The organism is Microvirga soli (assembly GCF_016734765.1).
Classification (GTDB): domain Bacteria; phylum Pseudomonadota; class Alphaproteobacteria; order Rhizobiales; family Beijerinckiaceae; genus Microvirga; species Microvirga soli.
The window spans coordinates 64,756-84,554 of sequence record NZ_JAERQE010000019.1; the positions used below are offsets into that span (position 1 = coordinate 64,756).

A 19,799-nucleotide genomic window follows, 5' to 3' on the forward strand; every position below is an offset into this window, starting at 1 on the left:
TTACTGTGCTGCACGGGCCGTTCCTGCTGATCCCGCTAGGACTTCATCTAGCTCTATTCACCTTCCGAAACCTATTCCTGTGCAGCCGAGGACATGAGCACTATGAGCGAGAGCACAACCTCTCCGAACTTTATCGAACTCTCTGCTGACATTGTTTCGGCTTATGTCAGCAACAACTCCGTTCCGGCCTCTGAGCTTCCGACCCTGCTCAGTTCCATTTATGCGGCTCTGACGAAGACAGTTCAGGCCCAGAGCCAGGAGCCGCAAGCTGAGTTGACGCCCGCTGTTCCGGTCAAGAAATCCGTGACTGCGGATGCGATCATCTGTCTGGAGGATGGCAAGAAGTTCAAGTCGCTCAAGCGCCATCTGCGGACCACCTACGACATGACGCCCGAACAGTACCGGGCCAAGTGGGGTCTGCCCGCCGATTACCCGATGGTCGCGCCGAGCTATGCCAAGGCGCGCTCTGAGCTTGCTAAGACCATGGGGCTCGGCCAGCAGCGCAGAAAGACTGCTGCTCTGGTGGATGCCGCTGCCAATGATGCTGCTCCTGCCAAACCCAAGAGGGCTGCTGCAAAGGCGGCTGCGAAATCAGACGAAGTGGCTGCGCCTGCCAAGGGCAGACGCACGAAAAAGGCCGCCTAGTTCATCTCATAGCATTTGAAGCAGCCATAGCCGTTTAGATGCTCTCTCACTCAAACCCGGCGCTTCCAGTGCCGGGTTTTCTATGCCGCTCTGCCAACTTCTGTAACGCTATCCTGGAAGTGCGTCGGCTATGCCGCACTTCAGGAGGAAGCGGGTTAAGACCTCATTTACCGTGAGAGCACATCGTGTTGGCTCCGCCATCGGAGCCTATCATGGTCAAGGTTGAGCAGATTCTCCGCAGCCGCCTCAGTCGTGGTGCCAAAACCAAGCATATGCTTCTGGGGCTGACCCTGATGGGGCTTACCCTCGTGAGCCTCTCGGGGTTCTCGGAGGCTGCGTCTGCCCAGAGCTTGATCTCCGTGCGTGGAACCGATCGTATCGAAGTGGTAGGACGTGCAGGACCAACGCAGGCTTGGGTCAGCTTCTGCCAGCACCAACCTCGTGAATGTCATATCGATCTCTCACAGCCTACGCGCATCGCCCTAACTCCTGGCATCTGGGCGGCTCTCACGCAGGTGAACGAGCGCGTCAACTCGTCGATCCTTGCCGTCACAGACCAGGATCATTGGGGTGTTCTCGACCGGTGGGACTATCCAGATGATGGGCTCGGGGACTGCGAGGACATTCAGCTTCTAAAGCGCAAGCTGCTGGTCCAGGCCGGGCTGCCGCACCGCGCTCTACGGATGACAGCCGTCATCGACGATCAGGGGCAGGGGCATGCGGTACTCATGGTCCTCACCGACCAGGGCGATTTCATTCTCGACAACAAGCGCAATGCCATCCTGGCTTGGCGGCGGACGGGCTATACCTTCATCAAGCGAGAGGGTAGCAGCGGCGAAGCCTGGGTCGCTCTCGGGGAGCAAGCCGCCCCAACTGTCACAGCCAATCGTTAGATCGGATTGGAGGGCGCAAATAACTGACTGACGATGCGGGTGTGCAGAGGAAACGCTGTTTCAATTGGCTCGTGGATGACGAGCACCTCCGAGACTTCCGCGATATGGACGAATGCACCCTCGTGCTCGATGGCAGGCTTTGACGGCAGAGCAGATTCTGCCATCGACCCGGATGATTCCCTCCGCTACGATCCGACGTGCGGCAGGGCCGACCACAATGCCTGTGCCCTCCAGCACTTCCTGCGCCCGGCTTCCTGCCAAGTCTGGCCGAGCACAACGTCAGGACTGAAGAACCAGTAGATTTCGAGGCTATGGTTTGAAACACGCCTCTGCTACTGCTGAAAGCCGCAACTCTGGGACGACTGCCTTACAATTTCCGGAAGAGTCTCTTGGATCCCGGCTGCTTCAAAGGGGAGGTCGATGTTCACACTCGATGAGCTCAACAGGGCGATCACCATCGTGCGCTCGGTGATGCCGCCGACTCCACAATATGCTTGGCCTCTTCTCGCCAAACGCCTCGGATCCACTGTCGTTGTGAAGCACGAGAACCACACACCTATTGGCGCTTTCAAGGTGCGAGGCGGTCTTGTCTATCTCGATCGTCTCAGGCGAGAGCGCCAGCACGTCCGCGGCATCATCAGCGCTACACGTGGCAATCACGGCCAGAGCCTAGCCCTGGCAGCAGGCCATTTCGACTTGCCTGTCACCATTGTCGTTCCGCAAGGAAACTCTGTCGAGAAGAATGCCGCGATGCGCGCCTTCGGGGCTGAGCTCATCGAGCATGGGCGAGACTTCGATGATGCCAAGCAGCATGCATCGGAACTCGCTATAGAGCGAGGTTATGAGTTCATCCCGTCCTTCCACGCCGATCTCGTAACAGGTGTGGCAACCTATGCCCACGAACTATTTGATGCCTTTTCCGATCTTGACGTGGTGTATGCCCCAATCGGACTAGGATCCGGCATCTGCGGGCTTATCCGTACCCGTGACCTGCTGGGCCTCAAGACAGAGATCGTGGGTGTCGTTCCTCAGGAGGCAAATTCTTATCGACTGTCGTTCGACGCTGGCCGGGTCGTACCGGTCAACCAGGTTGCCACTTTCGCAGATGGCGCGGCAGTGAGAGTTCCTGACGAAACGGCCTTTGCCCTGATCAAAGCCGGCGCTGCTCGCATCGTTGAAGTGGCTGAGGATGATATCGCTCAGGCAGTCCGGATCTATCACGAGGACACTCATAATCTAGCGGAAGGAGCCGGTGCTCTAGCGCTTGCCGCTCTTGTCAAAGAGCAGGCCCAGATTAAGGGGCGCAAAGCCGGTGTTATCCTCAGCGGTGGCAACATCGACAGGAGCTGGGCCGCGGATATTCTCGCCGGGAGAACCCCGAGGCAGAGCTAGCTCCGTAGCTTTTGTCACTCGGCTACCCCGAAAGGCCGACTACCCACACTTGATCAGGATCTAGACAGGTGAAAGGACGTGTATCATACGCGTCTCGATCATGTCGGCTGTCCTTGCGGCATAGGCTTTCATGTGCGCAGACGCGGCATGGGCGTTGAGCGCTTCCGTGCTCGCCCATTTCTCGACAACGGCGAAAGTGTCTGGCCCGAGCTCGGCCTGAAAGGGGCCGAAGGTCGGTACATCGATCACGGGAACGTACTCGATGCATCCGTCCTCTGCGTGCACAGCCGGCATGTTGGCTCTGAACTCTTGGAGCACGGCATCGCGCATGCCGGGTTGGTGGTGATAAAGGCGAGGACGTGCAGCATAGAAGCCTCTGGATTGAGTGGTGTCGCGTCGTCAGCAAGCAACTTGGTACATACGACTGGCTATAGCTGCATGTACGAAGGCATGCGCAAATCTGCGAGTGGAACCCGCTTCAGACGAAGGTATCTAAGTGACGACAGCTTCAGCCTCGATCTCAACTGCGTACTCCCCGACCAAGCGTGAGATCTCGAGCAAAGTATTCGCAGGCCGCACGGCTCCGAAGTATCGACCATGCACCCGGGAAACAGGCTCCCAGTCGTCTGCATTTCTGAGATAGACACGCGTTCGGACTGTGTCTGCAAGCGTTCCGCCCAAAGAGGCGATGCTCGCTGCGATCTTATCCAGGATGTAGACCGCCTGCCCTTCGGGATCGTCTGGACAGATGATTTCACCTGTGCCGTGGGTGGCTGTTGTTCCGCTAACAAGGATGCGATTGCCAATCCGCACGGCACGGCTGTACCCACAGATGGGCTCCCAGACGCTGCCGGAGTCAATGCGTAGGCGGTCAGATCGCCCATCGATCGGGACGGCCTCGAATACCGGCGGGAAGCTCTCGAGATGATCGCTGAGATCGCCGGACGCCGTAAGAAAAGGCGGGCGACGGTACTCGTCACCACAATCACCTGGGATGCGCCGAGTAGACACCAAAGCCTCGTCGATCCGCTGTTTGTCATCTTCGTCCAATGAGAACGAAAACAGGGCAGCATTGTCTGCCCGATGCTCGCGCTCTCCCAGCCGAGCCCCAACGATGACAGCCGCGACGGCCGGCTGTTCGAGCACCCAGCGCGTGGCCACATTGGCAACGGACACACCGTGCTTGCGAGCAATCTCGTGCACGGCCGCCAGAATCGTCTGGAGAGCCGACCACCCTCCGATGGTGTCGATGAAGCGCTTGTACTTCGACTTGCTCCAGTCCTCGATAGATGTTGGCTCGGGCGCACCCACCCACCGGTCCGTCAGGAAGCCGCCCCCGAGTGTGCCATAGGCCAGCAGGCGCACGCCTGCGGCGAGACAGAAAGTGCTCATGCCCTCCCCAGCGCGTCGGTCGAGAAGGGAGAAGGAGACCTGGTTCGATACGATCGGGAAGCCGTGCTTCACCAGCAGGCGCAGGTGGTCGGTATTGAAATTCGTCACGCCGAGATGGCGGATGCGCCCGTCCTGCTGCAGCGCAACAAGCTCCTTCATGGCATCAATGTAGCCTGGGTGTTCGAACATCCACCAATGGAACTGCAGGAGGTCAATGGAATCGACACCAAGGCGCTCGAGGCGCTGAGCGATACCAGCCCGCACGACGTCCGCCGTCATCGGCCCAGGCGTGGGGCACCACTTAGTAAAAGCCGCCGGACGCTGCTTCTCGGCTCCAGTCTGCATGCTCAAAAAACGACCGGTGATCAGCTCCGCACTGCCGTAATGGTCAGCCATGTCGAAGCTGTCAAAGCCGTCGCGGGCATAGTCGGCCATGGCGGCGGCTGCGGTGTCGCGATCCAAGGGGCAGCCACCTCGCTCCATATCGGCCACTTGCCAAAGGCCGGTGACCACACGGCTGATCTCAAGCCCGGGTGCGAGCAGTATCCGATCGGGGGGAAGTGACATGGTAATCTCCGGCAAAAGGCGAAGGCTCCGCGCCGGGCGCGGAGCCTGTGTCACCGACAGAGCAGGTTCTAGCGCGATGGGATCTTAGCCTTGATGGCAGTGACCTCATCGACGCCCATCTGGCCGACCGTGGTAATCTCACCGTTCTGAATTCGCCATAGCCGGAAGGGGCCGGTGATATCGCCATATTGGTCGAAGCTCACAGGGCCAATGACACCCTCGTAGCGCACCGGTTTGCCGTCTTTGATGAGTTGGAGCGCCTTCTTGAAGCCCTCCGGACCGGCATAGATCACTTCGCCGTCACTCCCGGTGACTTTGCGGATGGCGTCCCGGATCGCTGCCGCCTCAAACTTGCCGGCCTGAGCTACCGCAAGGCCGAGGATTGCTGCCGCGTCATAAGCCCTGTCAGCGGCTGGAGCATTGGCATCAAAGCCGCCGGACATTGCCGGATAAGCCTTCACGAAATGCTCGGTCGAGGGCGTCTTGGTCGTGCCGGACGAGGTTCCAATCGCATCGTTCAGATAACGCGGCCCGACGTCGCGGATGAAGTCCGCGCTGTTCATGCCGTCATTCAGGAGAAACTTTGCGGCGCCGCCCTGCGAAATCCAGGTGCGTGCAATCGCTGTGCCGTCGCCCGGATAGGAGACGAGGTATAGGGCAGGTGGATCTCCCTCAAGACCACGAGTGACCTCCGGTGCATAGGAAGCCTGACCTTGGTTATACGGCGTTATGGAGGTAATTTGGCCCCCGAGCGCTTCGTAGGCACGTTTGAACTCCGCCACCATGTTCACGCCGAAGTCGTTATTGACGTGAATGACCGCAATTTTCTTCAGGCCTTGATCCATCGCGTATTTCGCGGCCGCTGTGCCTTGAAGCGCGTCCGAGGTGATGGTGCGGAAGAAAATACCGTTCGTCTTCCCCTCTTGTGCAGTACGGGTGAGCGTCGGCGACGAGGAGGCGGGCGAGATCTGAACCACGTTCGCTGGCGCTGTCACCGAGGTCAGAATGGGAAGCGATACGGAGGAGATGATGCCGCCGATGATCGCTGGCACGCGCTTGAGGTCAACGAGTTGCCGGGCTTGGTCGACTGCGACGGAGCCTTGACTCTGCGAGTCCCTAAGGTCCGCGGCGAGCTGGCAGCCGGCGGCACCGCCCGCCTCGTTGATCTCCTTAAAGGCAAGTTCGATGGATTTGGCCGCAGCCTGGCCGAAGCGCCCGGCCGGACCGGTCAGCTCCACGACAACGCCAACCGTGTGCGTGCAGGGTTGCTGTGCTGATACTGGCAGTGGCGCGAGAGCAATCGCTAGGCTGGCGGCTGAAACAATGGATGTAAAGCGCACGGTGAACACTCTCCCTTGGTCTAGTCCGCCGGAGTGAGCTCTGACGTCACTTGCCCCTCCTGGCCACACAGCAGTGTTTCGTCTCGGCGGCCTTTTGGCAAGTGTGGCGAGCTGGAATGGTCCTCAAGAGCTAGGACCGATCCAAGTCTCGTGCAGGGCAAGCCAACGCACACGCCGCCTGTCCGCAATTGAAACTTCAAATAGGGCGGTCGATTGGCGTCGGGTGACGGCCTCGCCCACTGTTTGCTCCTCCACATAGCCGAGAAGGACGAGCGGCGGTCGCAAGAGCAGAACCTCGGGCTCGGCAATGGCGATGTGGAACGAGCCCTGGCTTGCCCTAGCCCCGTGGGTTCCCCGCAGCCAGCCGATCACATCCGGTCGCTGAAGCCTTTGTCCACTCGGAGACACCATGGTGAACTCCTCGCCGAGAGAGCTCTCCACGCGGGTAAATACCGCGTTTGTGTTCTCGGCCTTTCCGCTGAGCCATGCTTCGAAGAAGGCATGCAGACCGGACACCTCTTGGAGGACGGCCTGGGCGAGGGGGTGGTCGAGGCCCATGAGGATCACGCTTCGTTGAGGTTGTAATGCATGATGCGACCGTGCCGACCCTGCCGATCACGCTCTAGCGTGTAGGTGTCTCCTTCCGGGCCAGTCCTGCGTGCCAGAACGCTGTCGATGGCGGCTCGGTCCTTCTCATCGAGGGCAAGCCGAAACACATCCAGATTGTCGGGCAGGTGCTCGGCATAGCGGGCACCGATGATGGCGCCTGCCACTGCCGGCTGGTCCAAGACCCACCGGGTGGCCACCGCCGTGAGGCTGACCACGTGCTTGCGCCCGATCTCCCGCAAGGTGCCTAGCAGGTTCTGGAATAAGGACCAGCCGCCGAAATCGTCGATGATGAGCTTGTACTTGACCAGCGAACGATTGGCGAAGGGCTCCTGCGGCTCCGGCGCCCCGAGCCACCGCTCCGAAAGAAAGCCGCCCGCCACCGTCCCATAGCACAGAAGCTTCATGTCGCGCTCTTGGCACAGCGCAACAAGGCCGTTCTCGGGCCTCTGATCGAGAAGCGAGTACTGGACCTGCATCGACACAAGCGGCACCCCGGAATCGAGCAAGGTTCGCGTATGGGGTGTATCGAAGTTGGTGCCGCCGATCTGGTGGATCTTCCCCTCATCCTGGAGTTCCTTGAGGATGAGAGCTGTCTCGATGGCGCCTGGAACGGCGTAGTTCCACCAGTGGAACTGCACCAGATCGAGACGCTCAATCCTGAGCCGCCGGAGCGAGCGGTCGATGATCTCCCTTACATAGGGGCGGTCGACGCGGGAGAGGGCGTCCCAGTCCGGCACGAACTTGGTGTGTACCTTGAAGTTCTTCAGTGCTTCGGAGCCGCGCTCGGCGAGCATGCGTTCACGAAAGCGCCCGATCATCTCTTCGACGCCGATGTAGATGTCGGCACAGTCGAAGGCCGTGACCCCCGCATCCACGAACGCAGCCATGTCGGCGATCGCCCGCTCGGCCTCAATGGCACCATGCCCGCCGGCGAGCTGCCAGCCCCCGCGCAGCATGCGAGAGATCCGGTAGCCCGGGGCGAGCTCAATGGTTTCAACTGTCATGTCAGGCTCTCATTGGGCAAAGGGACCGCCGTGACCTCCGCGTGGCGGAACACACGTTTCGCCATCCGGCTGATCCGAAGCCTGCTTGGACAATTAGGGTCCGGGCAGGCGACCTCGGCGTCGGTGGACATCCAGTCGTTCGGATGAGTGACGCGTTGCTTCGCAGGGAGAAGCGGCAAGAGCGCAGCGAGCGAAAAGATCGAGAATCCCTGGCCCGGAGGGAGGTAAAGCATCTCCCCTTTGAGCTCAAAGTAGTCACCGGGCTTGGCGCCACAATACAGCGTGGCGCCGTCTGGGGCGACGACCTCTACCCTCAGGTCATAGAGCTCAAAGGAATCATCTGCCACGGGACAACGTCCATTGCCTGTTGCACGTGCCCATTCTCATGACGCAAAATCGCCGCCCTCGCAACATGGCCCAATCGGGGACTCCGCTCCACTCATGCTGACAGCCCAGTCGATCACCAAGACCTTCGGCGGCAATCGTGCCGTCGATGAGATGTCCTTCACGATCGAGAAGGGTACGATCACAGGTCTTATTGGGCCGAATGGGGCAGGCAAGACAACCCTCTTCAATTGTCTGGCAGGCCTGCTCCCGCCGACTTCCGGATCTCTCAGTCTCGAGGGGGAGCGGATCGACGGTCTTTCGCCGGATCGGATCTTCGCCAGAGGACTGGCCCGGACGTTCCAAATCCCCAGGCCATTTCCAGAGATGACGGTCCTAGAGAACGTTATGGTGGCGCCATTGCACCAGCGGGGCGAGCGGTTCTGGGCCAATTGGATCACGCCGGGCCGGGTGGCCGCCGAGGAACGGACACTAGCGGCCGCAGCCCGGCACTGGATCGACTTTGTGGGACTGTCTCATCTTGCCGATCAACCGGCCCGAGTCCTGTCCGGTGGGCAGCGCAAGCTTTTGGAACTCGCCCGGGTTCTCGTGGCCAAGCCGCGCCTGATCCTGCTCGACGAACCGGGAGCTGGGGTCAACCCTGTGCTGTTGGACGCGATCGTCGATCGAATCATGAATCTCAACCGACAGGGGGTCACGTTCCTAGTCATCGAGCACAACATGGATCTGGTGATGAACCTGTGCAGTCCTATCATGGTGATGGCGCAGGGGCGCCTTTTGATGGCCGGATCAGCCCAAGAGGTCCGCGACGATCCGAGGGTGGTCGAGGCCTACCTTGGCGGAGCCCCGGCGTGACGGCTCTCCGGGTCGAGGCGCTGGAGGCCGGCTACGAGCCGGGACTCCCGATCGTGCGGGGCGCGTCACTGTCGGTCGAATCCAACGAAATTCTTGCGGTCCTCGGACCGAATGGAGCCGGAAAGTCGACGCTGATCAAGGCGATCGCCGGGCTCGTACCGGTCTCTGCAGGAAGGGTTCTCCTACACGATCGAGAGATCACCGGACGCGCGGCTCATCGACTGCCGCACGAAGGCCTAGGATTCGTGCCACAGACCGAGAACGTGTTCGTGAACCTCTCAATCGACGACAATCTCGATCTCGCTGCCTCAATCCTGAAGGTGCCGAAGAAGCGGCGGCTCGACAAACTATATGCCCTGTTCCCCGATCTTGCGCGTCAGCGCCGTCTCCTAGCCGGTCGTCTCTCAGGCGGCCAGCGCCAGATGCTCGCTGTTGCTCGGGCGCTGGTCGGCGAGCCGAAGGTCTTGATGCTGGATGAGCCCTCGGCAGGTCTTTCGCCAAAGCTCGTCGGCATCGTCTTCGAGAAGCTCGTCGAGGTTCGCGCTACCGGTGTCACAATCGTGCTGGTTGAGCAGAACGTAAAGGCGGCCCTTGCCATAGCCGACCGTGCCGCAGTCTTGGTCGAAGGAAGCACCCGGATCGTTGGCACCGCGCGGGAGCTCGCGAAGGATCCGCAAGTCGCTGCGCTTTATCTCGGACACTATCGAGGAGACACCTAGTGTTGCAGCTCATCGCCGACGGCTTCGTCATCGGCTCGGTCATTGCGCTTGGGGCCATAGGCGTGACGTTGGTCTATTCGATCCTACGATTTGCGAACTTCGCGCATGGCGAGCTCCTGACCTGGGGCGCCTATCTCGCATGGACAGCGCTCCTCGGCTTTGCTGCTGTCTGGGGACCTATGGAGCCGCTTGGCCCATTCTCGTTCGGCTGGACGCTTCTTGCATCGCTTGGCGTTGCAGCGATCGCCACTGCGGCGTTGGCGCTTTTGGTCGATCTGCTCCTGTTTCGTCAGCTGCGGCGACACGGGAGCGCGATCACACTAATCATGGCGAGCTTTGGAGCCGCTCTTGTGCTCCGAAACCTGCTTCAGTTCATCTTTGGGGCAGTTCCAGAGTACTACAGCCGTGAGATTCAGGTTGCTATCCGGCTCGTCCCACGGGATGTGCTGGGTGGGTTACGGATCACCCCAGATCAACTTTTCGTCCTTGGTCTGACGGCCGTTTCGGTTGTCGGGCTTCATCTCTTTCTCACGCGAACAACCCTCGGCAAGGCGATGCGGGCAACCTCCATCAACCCGCAACTCGCTCAGGTGACAGGCATCGACGTCGATCGAGTGGTCCGCGCCACCTGGATCATCGGAGCCGTTCTTGCAGCTGTGGCGGGGGTGTTCTCAGGCCTTACCGTTCAACTGCGGCCACAACTCGGCCTCGACCTTCTGCTTCCGCTCTTCGCCGCGGCAATCCTTGGTGGAATTGGCAGCGTCTACGGGGCGGTCGCAGGAGGTCTCATCGTCGGACTTGCGGAGAGCCTGTCGGTACCCATCGTAGGGGCTGAATATCGGGCGGCGACCGCCTTCATAGTCCTCATCGCCATTCTGCTCATTCGCCCCACTGGCCTCTTTGGTGAGAGGCCGTGATGCCCGATCTGCTCGGTTTGCTCTCGTACGGCACCTTCTTTCTCGTGTTTGTCACGATTTATGGCCTGGTGGTGCTCGGCCTTAATCTGCAGTGGGGCTTTACAGGCCTGTTCAACGTAGGCGTTGCGGGATTCGTTGCGATCGGGGCCTACACGTCGGCTCTCCTCACAGCGCCGGACTACCCCAATCAGATCGGCGGCTTGGGTCTGCCTATCCCCCTCGGCTGGCTCGGAGCGATGGCGACGTCTGGCCTTGCAGCCTTTATCGTCGGGGTGGCGGCACTGCGCCTGCGGCACGACTATTTGGCCATCACCACATTCGGTATCGCTGTGACCCTGCAGCTGGTCGCGTTGAATGCCCAGGGCTTAACGGGCGGTCCGTTCGGGCTGCAGTTCATCCCAAAGCCATTCGCAGATATCATCGCGGATAACCTCGCCTGGAATCTGACTTACCTGGCGATGGCTGCAACGCTGCTTGGTCTCAGCTATGCTGCCCTGGAGCGTCTGGTACGTAGCCCCTGGGGGCGCGTTTTGCGGGCGATCCGCGAGGACGAGACGGCGGCCGAGTCCCTAGGGAAGCGGGCCTTCCGGTTTCGCCTCCAGGCCTTTGTGATCGGTTGCATGCTCATGGGGCTTGGCGGAGCGCTCTACGCGCACTTTGTGGGCTACATCGCTCCGGAGGATTTTCTGCCGATCCTCACGTTTCAGCTTTGGACGATGCTGATCGTGGGCGGCTCGGGCAACAATCGTGGGGCCATCCTTGGAGCCGTCGTCGTGTGGGCCTTATGGACGCTCTCTGGGAATGTGCTTCGGGAACTCGTCCCGGCCGAGCATCAGGCCAGGGCAGCGACCCTGCAAGTTGTTCTCATTGGTCTGCTTCTGATGCTCATTCTTTTGGTGAGACCACGTGGCCTTCTCGGCGAGGAGGCCATCGTTTCACGTCACATGAAGGACTCAGCTGGCGAATTGCAGGAGGAATAAGGCTGTCGAGGCGGGCTCGGACGAATAGCTTGTTACATCAGGCGGGCGCTACGCTGAACTGTTTGAATTGCAGGCGTCCAGTTATCGATAAAGTATGATGACACTATCTAATCCGGCTGGCTCCTCCCATTACCCGGCCCAGGCATTGCACGGAACGCTATCGAAAACCCGTAGCTGCACCTCTGGTTGTCGGCCGTCGCGCTGATGCTGGAACTTCAGCCGGGACATTCGTCGGGGAGCGGGCAACGACGTGGCGTTAGGCGGATTAGTCCAAGGATGCTTTGATCCGTGCCAATCCCTCCTTCGTCAGCGGGTCGATCCTGAGAAGATTGTGCCCTCCGGACGAAACCCGCTTCGAGAAGATGAGGCGAACATAGCCAGTGCCCTGGAGCGGGAGGAAATAAAGGCCGTCGGACTCGCCTGCCAGAAAGCAGCGCAGCCCAACATAGAAGCTTTCCTCATACCCTTTGATGGCCCGACGAATGGCCGGGTGGATCACAAGGGTCGTCTGCCTGCTCTCACAGACCTCTTCAACGCTTTCGAAACTCAACACGGCTGAACCTCGCTGCCAAGGCAGCGGTCGACCGCTGCCTAGAGCCAACGCCGCGCAGAGGGACGTTGTTCGTTCAAAGCTCAGCTTATCCACTAAGAGATGAGCTTGCCTGACCAGGAGCATTGGGGTATTAACTCGCATTAGCACTCCCATGCGTCGAGTGCCAACAGTGCTGCTCGGCGCAGACGAGTGCCTCCCATTCCATGTCGAGGAGGCTCACCCATGAAGTTCCGTCCGTTGCATGACCGTGTTGTCGTTCGCCGCATCGAAGCCGAAGAGAAGACGGCTGGCGGCATCATCATCCCGGACACCGCCAAGGAGAAGCCGCAAGAGGGCGAGATCGTCGCCGTCGGCCCCGGCGCCCGCGATGAGAGCGGCAAGGTTGTCGCCCTCGACGTGAAGGCCGGCGATCGCGTCCTGTTCGGCAAATGGTCCGGCACCGAGGTGCGTATCGACGGTCAGGATCTCCTGATCATGAAGGAATCCGACATCATGGGCGTGATTGAGAAGACAGCCGAAGCCCAGAAGGCCGCTTAAAACAGCTCAGACCAAACAGGTAAGAATCACAGGAGGTTAGCTCATGGCTGCCAAAGACGTAAAATTCTCTTCGGACGCTCGTGATCGCATGCTGCGCGGCGTCGACGTCCTCGCGAATGCCGTGAAGGTCACGCTTGGCCCTAAGGGCCGCAATGTGGTCCTGGAAAAAAGCTTTGGTGCTCCGCGCATCACCAAGGATGGCGTCACCGTCGCCAAAGAGATCGAGCTCGCCGACAAGTTCGAGAACATGGGCGCCCAGATGGTGCGTGAAGTGGCCTCGAAGGCCAGTGATGTGGCCGGTGACGGCACCACCACGGCGACCGTTCTGGCTCAGGCCATCGTCCGCGAGGGCGCCAAGGCGGTTGCCGCCGGCATGAACCCCATGGACCTCAAGCGCGGTATTGATCTGGCTGTGGCAGAGGCAGTGAAGGACATCCAATCCCGTGCCAAGAAGGTCGCCTCGTCCGAGGAAATCGCCCAGGTCGGCACCATCTCGGCCAACGGGGATGCCTCTATTGGCGAGATGATCGCCCAGGCGATGCAGAAGGTCGGCAACGAGGGCGTCATCACGGTTGAGGAAGCCAAGACCGCCGAGACCGAGCTCGACGTCGTGGAAGGCATGCAATTCGACCGCGGCTACCTCTCGCCGTACTTCATCACCAATGCCGAAAAGATGATCGCGGAGCTTGAGGATCCCTACATCTTGATCCACGAGAAGAAGCTCTCCTCCTTGCAGTCGCTGCTGCCGATCCTCGAGGCTGTCGTTCAGACCAGCAAGCCGCTGCTGATTGTGGCGGAAGACATCGAGGGGGAGGCCCTCGCCACCCTCGTGGTGAACAAGCTCCGTGGCGGCCTGAAGATCGCCGCCGTGAAGGCTCCGGGCTTCGGCGACCGCCGCAAGGCCATGCTCGAGGACATCGCGATCCTGACCGCCGGTCAGACGATCTCGGAAGATCTCGGCATCAAGCTCGAGAACGTCACCCTCGACATGCTGGGCCGCGCCAAACGCATCCGCATCGACAAGGAGAGCACCACGATCATTGATGGTGCTGGTTCTACGCAGGACATCGAGGCGCGCGTGGGTCAGATCAAGGCGCAGATCGAGGAGACCACCTCGGACTACGACCGTGAGAAGCTGCAGGAGCGTCTTGCCAAGCTCGCAGGCGGCGTCGCGGTGATCCGCGTCGGCGGCTCGACCGAGATCGAGGTCAAGGAGAAGAAGGACCGCGTCGACGACGCGATGCATGCCACCCGCGCTGCGGTGGAAGAAGGCATCGTCCCCGGCGGCGGCACGGCTCTGCTGCGCGCCAAGGGCGCTGTTGCGAAGCTCACCAGCGACAACCCGGACGTCCAGGCTGGCATCAAGATCGTGCTCCGCGCGCTGGAAGCTCCGATCCGTCAGATCGCCGAGAATGCCGGTGTCGAAGGATCGACAGTGGTTGGTAAGATCAACGACAACACAGGCTCCGACACCTTCGGCTTCAACGCCCAGACCGAAGAGTTCGTGGACATGCTCCAGGCCGGTATCGTCGATCCGGCCAAGGTGGTCCGCACGGCTCTGCAGAATGCTGCGTCGGTCGCCGGTCTGCTGGTCACCACCGAAGCCATGGTGGCCGACGCTCCGAAGAAGGAATCCGCTCCAGCCATGCCAGGTGGTGGCATGGGCGGCGGCATGGGCGGCATGGACTTCTAAGTCCTGCTCCCGTCAGTCTACCTGGAAAGGCTCCGGAGAAATCTGGGGCCTTTTATCATAAGATTTCTTAGATCGACGGCGGTTGCCGCGTCAGGGCCGTGTTTGTGATTCGCGATGGCTCGACAGGACTACACAGCGTCGATACACACGAGCAATTCATGGGCGCGCTGAGTCTTTGGTTCTGCTGAGATACCAGGTGCAGAGGTACAATCCCGCTCAAGGGCTTCGATCAGCTTGCCAAACAGCCCTTGACATTGCTCCTCTTGGAGAGGGAGCACGTGACGGAGGGCACCGTCAAGCTATCGGAGGAGGAGCGCAGCTGTTACGTGCCAAGCCTGAGCCGGTAGCTATAGGTATCGCCTCGAAACAGCCCCTCTACATACTCCATCATGACTTCGCCATGCGTGTAGCTGCGGCGCTTGATCAGCAGACACGGGAGCGGTTGGGCAAACCCGAAGATCTCGCACTCTTCCTCACTCGCCATCGTGGCCTCAACCGTCTGATCGCAGTAGATGAGTGGGACCCCGCAGCGCTCGGCCAGAAAGGTGTACACCGATCCGGACAAATCCTCGTGCTCCAGATCCGGGGCTGCTGACAGATTGTACCACGCCACCTCGCGCGACAACGGCACGCCGTCGCCATAGCGCACCCGCACGAGCTTCAGAAAGCGGGACGGGGAGGGCAGACCGAAGATCGAAGCAATCGACCTGTCGCTCACCACCTTGCGCTCCAGAATGCGTGATGACGGGATCTTGCCAAGAAGGCGCATCTCCTCCGTGAAGCCCTTGAGCCGGTCCATGCCAGGATGCGGTCGCGGACTAGCGCCCTGGATCAGAAAGCCCAGCCGGCCCTGTGCCGCGACTAGGTCGCGTTGCCGAAGAGTGTGGTAGGCGCGCTGGACAGTTGCCCGGCTCAGCCCCAAACTCTGCGCCAGTTGACGCTCGGCTGGCAGGACAGTGCCGGCGGGCAGGGTTCCGTTCCTGATCAGGGTTTCTAGCTGCTGTTCGAGTTGCTGGTAGAGCGGCATCGCCGTGTCACCTCGCAACTGCAGGAGGTCCGGCAGCAATGGCCTCTCGGTTGACCTCCCCGTCTGGGGGATCTGGGCTGGGGGTGTGGGCGCGTCTACACTGTGCGGTCCGCCTGTCGCGCGCTGTTTTGGCGGCTGCTTCTGCTTCTTCACAATGGCTTATTCTACCATGGACCAACCTGCTTCACTCTTTGTTCTCGGCAGCTTTGTGGTCGCCTGCAGTGCCAAGGTCGCCCATCTCCCCCGGCCTGGCGAGTCCCTGCGAGCCGAAGCCTTCACGGCCGAGCCTGGAGGCAAGGGGCTCAACCTGGCTCTTGGGGCACACCGTCTGGGAGCGAAAGTCGACGGAATATTTTCTATTGGAACTGACCTTTTCTCGCAACTGGCGCAGTCGGCTTTTGCACATGCGGGGCTCTCACGGTCCATGTTGCGCCAAGTCGAAGCAAAAACGGGGAGTGGCATTGGCTTTACGGACTCGCACGGCGAGAACTGCCTTGCGGTCTGCCCTGGCGCCAACCTGCTCCTGTCAGCACAGGACATCCGCTCAGTGGAACAGGCGGTGCGAGAGGCTGGCCTCGTGCTGGCTCAATTCGAGATTGGGGATGAACCGATACTGGAAGCTTTTACCATAGCTGATGCAGCCGGTGCCCCGACGGTGCTCAATCCGTCGCCCTATCGGCCTGTCGACCCCCGCATTCTTGAGCGCACGTCCGTTCTGGTCCTCAACCGTGTCGAGGCCGCCCATCTCGCCAAGTCCTCCGACTTCGGAACTCCAGGAACGCTGGAGAGTCTGGATGACATGGCTGCCACGCTGTTGGAGCAAGGCCCTGAGCTGATCGTGGTGACGCTGGGCAGCGAAGGCGCAATCGCCTACCCGAGGAGAGCCCCACCGCTCCACCAGCCGTCCTTTCCGGTCAAAGCCATCGATTCGCTCGGAGCAGGCGATGCTTTCACGGCAGGTCTCGCCGTCGGGCTGCTCCAAGGTCGGCCCTTGCCGGAGTGCCTCAGACAGGCCGCCGCCTGCGGAGCCATTCTGTGCATGGAGGTCGGGGTTTTTGATGTTCTGCCAAATGCTGAGCAACTGCATTTCTTCTTAGCCGCCCAAGAGACTGGACGGATACAGTAGTCGGCTCCTTTTGGACTGTATTTGGTATTGCCAACTTTGGTCCAAAGAGTAGACTGAAGTCATTGGTTGAGTCGGCGTGGGCGATGACGGGGATCGCACCTTCAGATCGCCAACTGATTGCTTTTCCCTGAGCCTCCTCGTGCCTCTGCGCAGATCCTTAGGCGCTCGGAGGCGAAGATAGACTTGCGCGTAAAGTTACTCGTAGCGGTCTGATGAAGCCGATCATCCCTGATCAGCAGGCTGGCTTTCGCGTATACAGGCGGTCGTGAACGTTGCTGCGTACATCTGCATACTTCAGAAGGAGCCGAGCAAATGAAACGTGCGCTCATAATTACTGCTCTTGGTATGGGTCTGTCGCTGTCCGGGTTGCAGGCCGCCGAGCCGGCGTTTGATAGCGAAGCGGAATGCAGAACGATCTCCGAGGCTGCCGTGCCCAGCTGCCGGTGCCAGGGATTGTACTTCGCAAACAAGTTCGGCTCGGACGAAGGAGCCGCTGCGCTGCATCTCGTTGGCCGCAGCTATGTATCAGAGCCCCAAGTCTCCGTAGCTAATCTCTACGAGCGCTTCGGGGCCGCCAAGCTCGACAAGGTCGCACAGAAAATCCTCGAAACCCGAGGTGAGGTCATCTCGTACTGCCCATTTAGCACCAACCTCGATGATTGATCATGCCGATCACGCCAGCCGATGCCGCTCTTGGCGTGTTCACCTTGTGCAACACGGCTAGGGTATTCGCCTATCTGCCGCAGATGATTAAGATCGGTCGCGACACACAAGGCGCGACCGCCATCTCCTACACCACATGGGCGCTCTTTGGCGTGTCTCATCTCTCCACTGTCGCCTATGCGGTCTTTGTGGTGGATGACTGGCGCATGGCGGCGGTCTTTGCCGCAAACACACTCTGCTGCCTGGTGATCTTGGGCCTTACCGCCTGGAAGCGCGCTGTGTTCACGGCAACCCTGAAGGTTCTCGAAGCCGCTGTGCCATCAACAGAGCATCCCGATATCGCAGCCAAATCCAGGGTGACAGGGACAACGCAAACGAACAAATCCGACTCTCATCAATCTCGGCTGAGACTTGTGAGCGAGCGGAGCGGACAATCATAGGATGCTTGCTGATCACGTCGCTCACTCAGAACGAAGGAAATCCAACCAATACAGGGAGCGCCTTGCACACACAGCACCTGGGTCAAAAGCCGGTGCCCGGAAAGGAAACACTGCGCCCAACTGACGAGGACAACTGCCATGATGCTGAGCTGGATTGACGTTCTTGGCTATGCCGCCTCCGGTCTGACGCTTGCGACCTTTGCCCAGCGGTCGATGGTGCCCATGCGCATCCTCGCGCTGGCGGCGAATGTCTGTTTTATCGGGTATGGGGCGATGGGTGTATATCTGCCAGTCCTGATCCTCCATCTGGTGCTACTCCCGATCAATCTTGTTCGTCTTCGCACTCTGGTAGCGGGGCTCAATGCCGGAACGGATGGTGCGCTACACGAAGCTGTCGGAGAGACTACGATACCGGGCGTGTCCAGCGGACTGCTATGAGGAGCCTGTTCTTTGCCTCGTGTGACAGCCGCGGATTATTCACCCAGCTCAACCGGAGCCTAATCGCAGAATCCAATTTCCGCAAAGCGCCACTACGTGAGCGTAAGAAGATCATCCGGAACCTCCGATAAGAGGTTTATGGACTGTTTATGGACTCATGTTGGTGGTATGTTCGGCAAAGATCTTCAACAGGCGATCGCCTGCATGAATGATCAGGCGCCGACGGCTGAGAGTTGAACGTCCTGCCACCTGCAAGGCTTAGAGCGTCCTATGCCACATGTTTATGACACCTGCCCAGGATACATTGAGGGTCTCTATCTGCCTCCCATCGCGTGGGAGGTGCTGCGCAGAGAGAACATCCAGACCGTGGACCAGCTCAAGGCGAACGCGCACAAACTTGAGCAGTTCGACGGCATTTCCCCTGGGATGGCTCAGGTGATCAGACTGGCGCTTGCCTATGTCACCCCATTTGAAGAGCAGACATCGAGCGCGAGGCATTACGACGCGTGGTGCGCGTAGGTCCAGTAAGCCGCATTGTACGGAATGCGATTAGAGGTGCTTGGGAGGCCTTCGGCGATGCACTCCGCCATGCGGGTCGCGACCGCGCGAACCGGCTGACCTCCCACCACATAGGCATGGTCGGCAGGGTCGCCGACGAACTCCTCCGTCGAACAGAGATCCTTGGGGCGAGTTCGCACGGTTATTTCCTCCTCTGCCGAGCCCGCAGGCCGGTTAGCACCATCCTCACCGATCCCGATAACCCCCTTCTCCGGCTCGCGCGCGACCACCTCAAGCGATAGGCGGGCCTCAATCTCGTTGGGCACACCTCACTCTGCTCCTGCCGGTTGATGCCTGTCTGGCCCCGGTTCCGCACCAAGCGCATGGTCCCGAACGGATCCCACTCAACTACTCTGAGGGTTAGCACCCATCGCGGCTTCGATTGACCGGCAGCATCTTGTGTTCATACTGGCAATGATGAAGCGCCTGATCAGATACCTTCGCAGTTTCTCAGCCCTCCTCAGCAAGGGGCGACCTCAAGACGGCCTCACGGCTATTGAGTACGAGGCTGTCTGCCTGATCTCATATGAGGGAAGGGCGGCATTTGCCCGGGCCCGGCAGCAGGCCTTCTATTGCCGCGCGAGGGGAAGCGAGCAGGGCTTCCGATTCTGGTCTGAGGTGGCGACTGAGATTGATCGGCGGGCAGGTGCGAGCGCGAAAAGTGTGGATTCACAGTCAGGATAAAAGGTGACTGCTATATGGAAGAAAGGGGTTATCTCTTCTCTCGGCAAAGGAGGGAACCGGGCGCTTAGAAAGGACGGGGAACCCCGATCCTAATGGAATGGGAACTACCCGAAGTTTTAGTCCAGCCCCACAGGCTTGGGGGTGCTGTCCTCGACCTCCAGAACCGTCGGCTCGTCGGCCTCAAGCTCCTTCAGAGCCAACTCCCGCCAGTAGCGAAGTTCGGCCGTGTCCTTGCCAACCTGTTCCTCGGCCGTGATCGCGCTCCAGCCAGGCCCCTGCTTGTCAGCTAGTTGCCGGGCCCGTGCCGTGATCTCCTCTTCCGTAAACCGCGTTGTGGTCATCGAGGCCCTCCTTGTCCATAAGCAGCGAACGACATCGTGCAGGCCGAGTGTGACGGGATGGTGATGTGCACAATCCCGCCA

Annotated in this window: 25 protein-coding genes; 14 read left to right on the plus strand and 11 right to left on the minus strand. The window is 60.2% G+C overall.

All coding sequences use genetic code 11. The features are described from left to right. Positions 1 to 102: 102 nt before the first annotated feature. Positions 103 to 645, plus strand: coding sequence for a Ros/MucR family transcriptional regulator (locus tag JKL45_RS16725; RefSeq protein ID WP_201862719.1), 543 nt, complete (start codon positions 103 to 105; stop codon positions 643 to 645). Between the two features lie 212 nt (positions 646 to 857). Further along, positions 858 to 1,538 carry a transglutaminase-like cysteine peptidase gene (locus JKL45_RS16730; protein ID WP_246498596.1) on the plus strand — a complete coding sequence of 227 codons (681 nt, stop codon included), beginning with the start codon at positions 858 to 860 and terminating at the stop codon, positions 1,536 to 1,538. On the opposite strand, the gene JKL45_RS16735 is transcribed toward JKL45_RS16730, so the two are convergent. Then, a complete protein-coding gene (locus tag JKL45_RS16735) occupies positions 1,535 to 1,702 on the minus strand; it encodes an NUDIX hydrolase (RefSeq protein WP_201862720.1) in 168 nt (55 codons plus the stop codon). The two genes, JKL45_RS16730 and JKL45_RS16735, sit on opposite strands and share 4 nt — an antisense overlap. A gap of 256 nt (positions 1,703 to 1,958) precedes the next feature. Here JKL45_RS16735 and JKL45_RS16740 point away from each other — a divergent pair, with 256 nt between their 5' ends. Next, entirely contained in the window at positions 1,959 to 2,930 is a 972-nt protein-coding gene (locus JKL45_RS16740; protein WP_201862721.1) for a threonine dehydratase, read from the plus strand. 60 nt (positions 2,931 to 2,990) lie between these two features. On the opposite strand, the gene JKL45_RS16745 is transcribed toward JKL45_RS16740, so the two are convergent. The 6 genes from JKL45_RS16745 to JKL45_RS16770 all read right to left on the minus strand — a co-directional run bounded on the left by JKL45_RS16745 (position 2,991) and on the right by JKL45_RS16770 (position 8,189). After that, positions 2,991 to 3,224 (minus strand): putative quinol monooxygenase, encoded by a 234-nt coding sequence (locus tag JKL45_RS16745; protein WP_246498597.1) that lies wholly within the window; start codon positions 3,222 to 3,224, stop codon positions 2,991 to 2,993. A gap of 198 nt (positions 3,225 to 3,422) precedes the next feature. Beyond that, entirely contained in the window at positions 3,423 to 4,889 is a 1,467-nt protein-coding gene (locus JKL45_RS16750; RefSeq protein WP_201862722.1) for an aldo/keto reductase, read from the minus strand. Positions 4,890 to 4,957: 68 nt separating this feature from the next. Continuing rightward, on the minus strand, positions 4,958 to 6,229 hold the full coding sequence (locus JKL45_RS16755) for an ABC transporter substrate-binding protein (protein ID WP_201862723.1): 1,272 nt from the start codon (positions 6,227 to 6,229) through the stop codon (positions 4,958 to 4,960). Positions 6,230 to 6,352: 123 nt separating this feature from the next. Then, positions 6,353 to 6,787: a hypothetical protein gene (locus JKL45_RS16760; protein WP_201862724.1), complete on the minus strand. Its 435-nt coding sequence runs from the start codon at positions 6,785 to 6,787 to the stop codon at positions 6,353 to 6,355. A gap of 5 nt (positions 6,788 to 6,792) precedes the next feature. After that, on the minus strand, positions 6,793 to 7,842 hold the full coding sequence (locus tag JKL45_RS16765) for an aldo/keto reductase (RefSeq protein WP_201862725.1): 1,050 nt from the start codon (positions 7,840 to 7,842) through the stop codon (positions 6,793 to 6,795). Then, positions 7,839 to 8,189, minus strand: coding sequence for a TIGR04076 family protein (locus tag JKL45_RS16770; protein ID WP_201862726.1), 351 nt, complete (start codon positions 8,187 to 8,189; stop codon positions 7,839 to 7,841). Before JKL45_RS16770 ends, JKL45_RS16765 begins: the two co-directional genes overlap by 4 nt. A gap of 94 nt (positions 8,190 to 8,283) precedes the next feature. Here JKL45_RS16770 and JKL45_RS16775 point away from each other — a divergent pair, with 94 nt between their 5' ends. The 4 genes from JKL45_RS16775 to JKL45_RS16790 are packed head-to-tail and all read left to right on the plus strand — an operon-like array spanning position 8,284 to position 11,658. Then, positions 8,284 to 9,042 (plus strand): ABC transporter ATP-binding protein, encoded by a 759-nt coding sequence (locus JKL45_RS16775; RefSeq protein WP_201862727.1) that lies wholly within the window; start codon positions 8,284 to 8,286, stop codon positions 9,040 to 9,042. Further along, positions 9,039 to 9,761, plus strand: a complete 723-nt coding sequence (locus JKL45_RS16780) for an ABC transporter ATP-binding protein (RefSeq protein WP_201862728.1) — start codon at positions 9,039 to 9,041, stop codon at positions 9,759 to 9,761. The genes JKL45_RS16775 and JKL45_RS16780 overlap by 4 nt, the downstream gene beginning before the upstream one ends. After that, positions 9,761 to 10,678: a branched-chain amino acid ABC transporter permease gene (locus tag JKL45_RS16785; RefSeq protein ID WP_201862729.1), complete on the plus strand. Its 918-nt coding sequence runs from the start codon at positions 9,761 to 9,763 to the stop codon at positions 10,676 to 10,678. The genes JKL45_RS16780 and JKL45_RS16785 overlap by 1 nt, the downstream gene beginning before the upstream one ends. Beyond that, a complete protein-coding gene (locus tag JKL45_RS16790; protein WP_201862730.1) occupies positions 10,678 to 11,658 on the plus strand; it encodes a branched-chain amino acid ABC transporter permease in 981 nt (326 codons plus the stop codon). The genes JKL45_RS16785 and JKL45_RS16790 overlap by 1 nt, the downstream gene beginning before the upstream one ends. A 265-nt stretch (positions 11,659 to 11,923) precedes the next feature. Here JKL45_RS16790 and JKL45_RS16795 read toward each other — a convergent pair whose 3' ends face one another. Next, positions 11,924 to 12,211: a hypothetical protein gene (locus JKL45_RS16795; protein ID WP_201862731.1), complete on the minus strand. Its 288-nt coding sequence runs from the start codon at positions 12,209 to 12,211 to the stop codon at positions 11,924 to 11,926. A gap of 222 nt (positions 12,212 to 12,433) precedes the next feature. Here JKL45_RS16795 and groES point away from each other — a divergent pair, with 222 nt between their 5' ends. Beyond that, entirely contained in the window at positions 12,434 to 12,748 is a 315-nt protein-coding gene (groES, locus tag JKL45_RS16800; protein ID WP_190846873.1) for a co-chaperone GroES, read from the plus strand. A 43-nt stretch (positions 12,749 to 12,791) separates the two neighbouring features. Beyond that, positions 12,792 to 14,441, plus strand: coding sequence for a chaperonin GroEL (gene groL, locus JKL45_RS16805; RefSeq protein ID WP_201862732.1), 1,650 nt, complete (start codon positions 12,792 to 12,794; stop codon positions 14,439 to 14,441). 322 nt (positions 14,442 to 14,763) lie between these two features. Here the strand turns inward: groL and JKL45_RS16810 are convergent, their stop codons facing one another. Next, positions 14,764 to 15,507, minus strand: a complete 744-nt coding sequence (locus JKL45_RS16810) for a GntR family transcriptional regulator (RefSeq protein WP_312896975.1) — start codon at positions 15,505 to 15,507, stop codon at positions 14,764 to 14,766. 130 nt (positions 15,508 to 15,637) lie between these two features. Here JKL45_RS16810 and JKL45_RS16815 point away from each other — a divergent pair, with 130 nt between their 5' ends. The 5 genes from JKL45_RS16815 to JKL45_RS16835 all read left to right on the plus strand — a co-directional run bounded on the left by JKL45_RS16815 (position 15,638) and on the right by JKL45_RS16835 (position 18,654). Beyond that, a complete protein-coding gene (locus JKL45_RS16815; RefSeq protein WP_201862733.1) occupies positions 15,638 to 16,594 on the plus strand; it encodes a ribokinase in 957 nt (318 codons plus the stop codon). A 312-nt stretch (positions 16,595 to 16,906) separates the two neighbouring features. Next, on the plus strand, positions 16,907 to 17,257 hold the full coding sequence (locus JKL45_RS16820) for a hypothetical protein (RefSeq protein ID WP_201862734.1): 351 nt from the start codon (positions 16,907 to 16,909) through the stop codon (positions 17,255 to 17,257). Further along, on the plus strand, positions 17,254 to 17,697 hold the full coding sequence (locus JKL45_RS16825) for a hypothetical protein (RefSeq protein ID WP_201862735.1): 444 nt from the start codon (positions 17,254 to 17,256) through the stop codon (positions 17,695 to 17,697). Before JKL45_RS16820 ends, JKL45_RS16825 begins: the two co-directional genes overlap by 4 nt. A 138-nt stretch (positions 17,698 to 17,835) precedes the next feature. Further along, positions 17,836 to 18,135: a hypothetical protein gene (locus JKL45_RS16830; RefSeq protein ID WP_201862736.1), complete on the plus strand. Its 300-nt coding sequence runs from the start codon at positions 17,836 to 17,838 to the stop codon at positions 18,133 to 18,135. 270 nt (positions 18,136 to 18,405) lie between these two features. Next, entirely contained in the window at positions 18,406 to 18,654 is a 249-nt protein-coding gene (locus tag JKL45_RS16835; protein ID WP_201862737.1) for a hypothetical protein, read from the plus strand. Here the strand turns inward: JKL45_RS16835 and JKL45_RS16840 are convergent. Next, the gene (locus tag JKL45_RS16840) at positions 18,633 to 18,959 is read right to left on the minus strand and encodes a hypothetical protein (RefSeq protein ID WP_201862738.1); all 327 of its coding nucleotides are present in this window, start codon (positions 18,957 to 18,959) and stop codon (positions 18,633 to 18,635) included. The two genes, JKL45_RS16835 and JKL45_RS16840, sit on opposite strands and share 22 nt — an antisense overlap. A gap of 534 nt (positions 18,960 to 19,493) precedes the next feature. After that, positions 19,494 to 19,718 (minus strand): hypothetical protein, encoded by a 225-nt coding sequence (locus JKL45_RS16845; RefSeq protein ID WP_201862739.1) that lies wholly within the window; start codon positions 19,716 to 19,718, stop codon positions 19,494 to 19,496. Between the last annotated feature and the right edge of the window lie 81 nt (positions 19,719 to 19,799).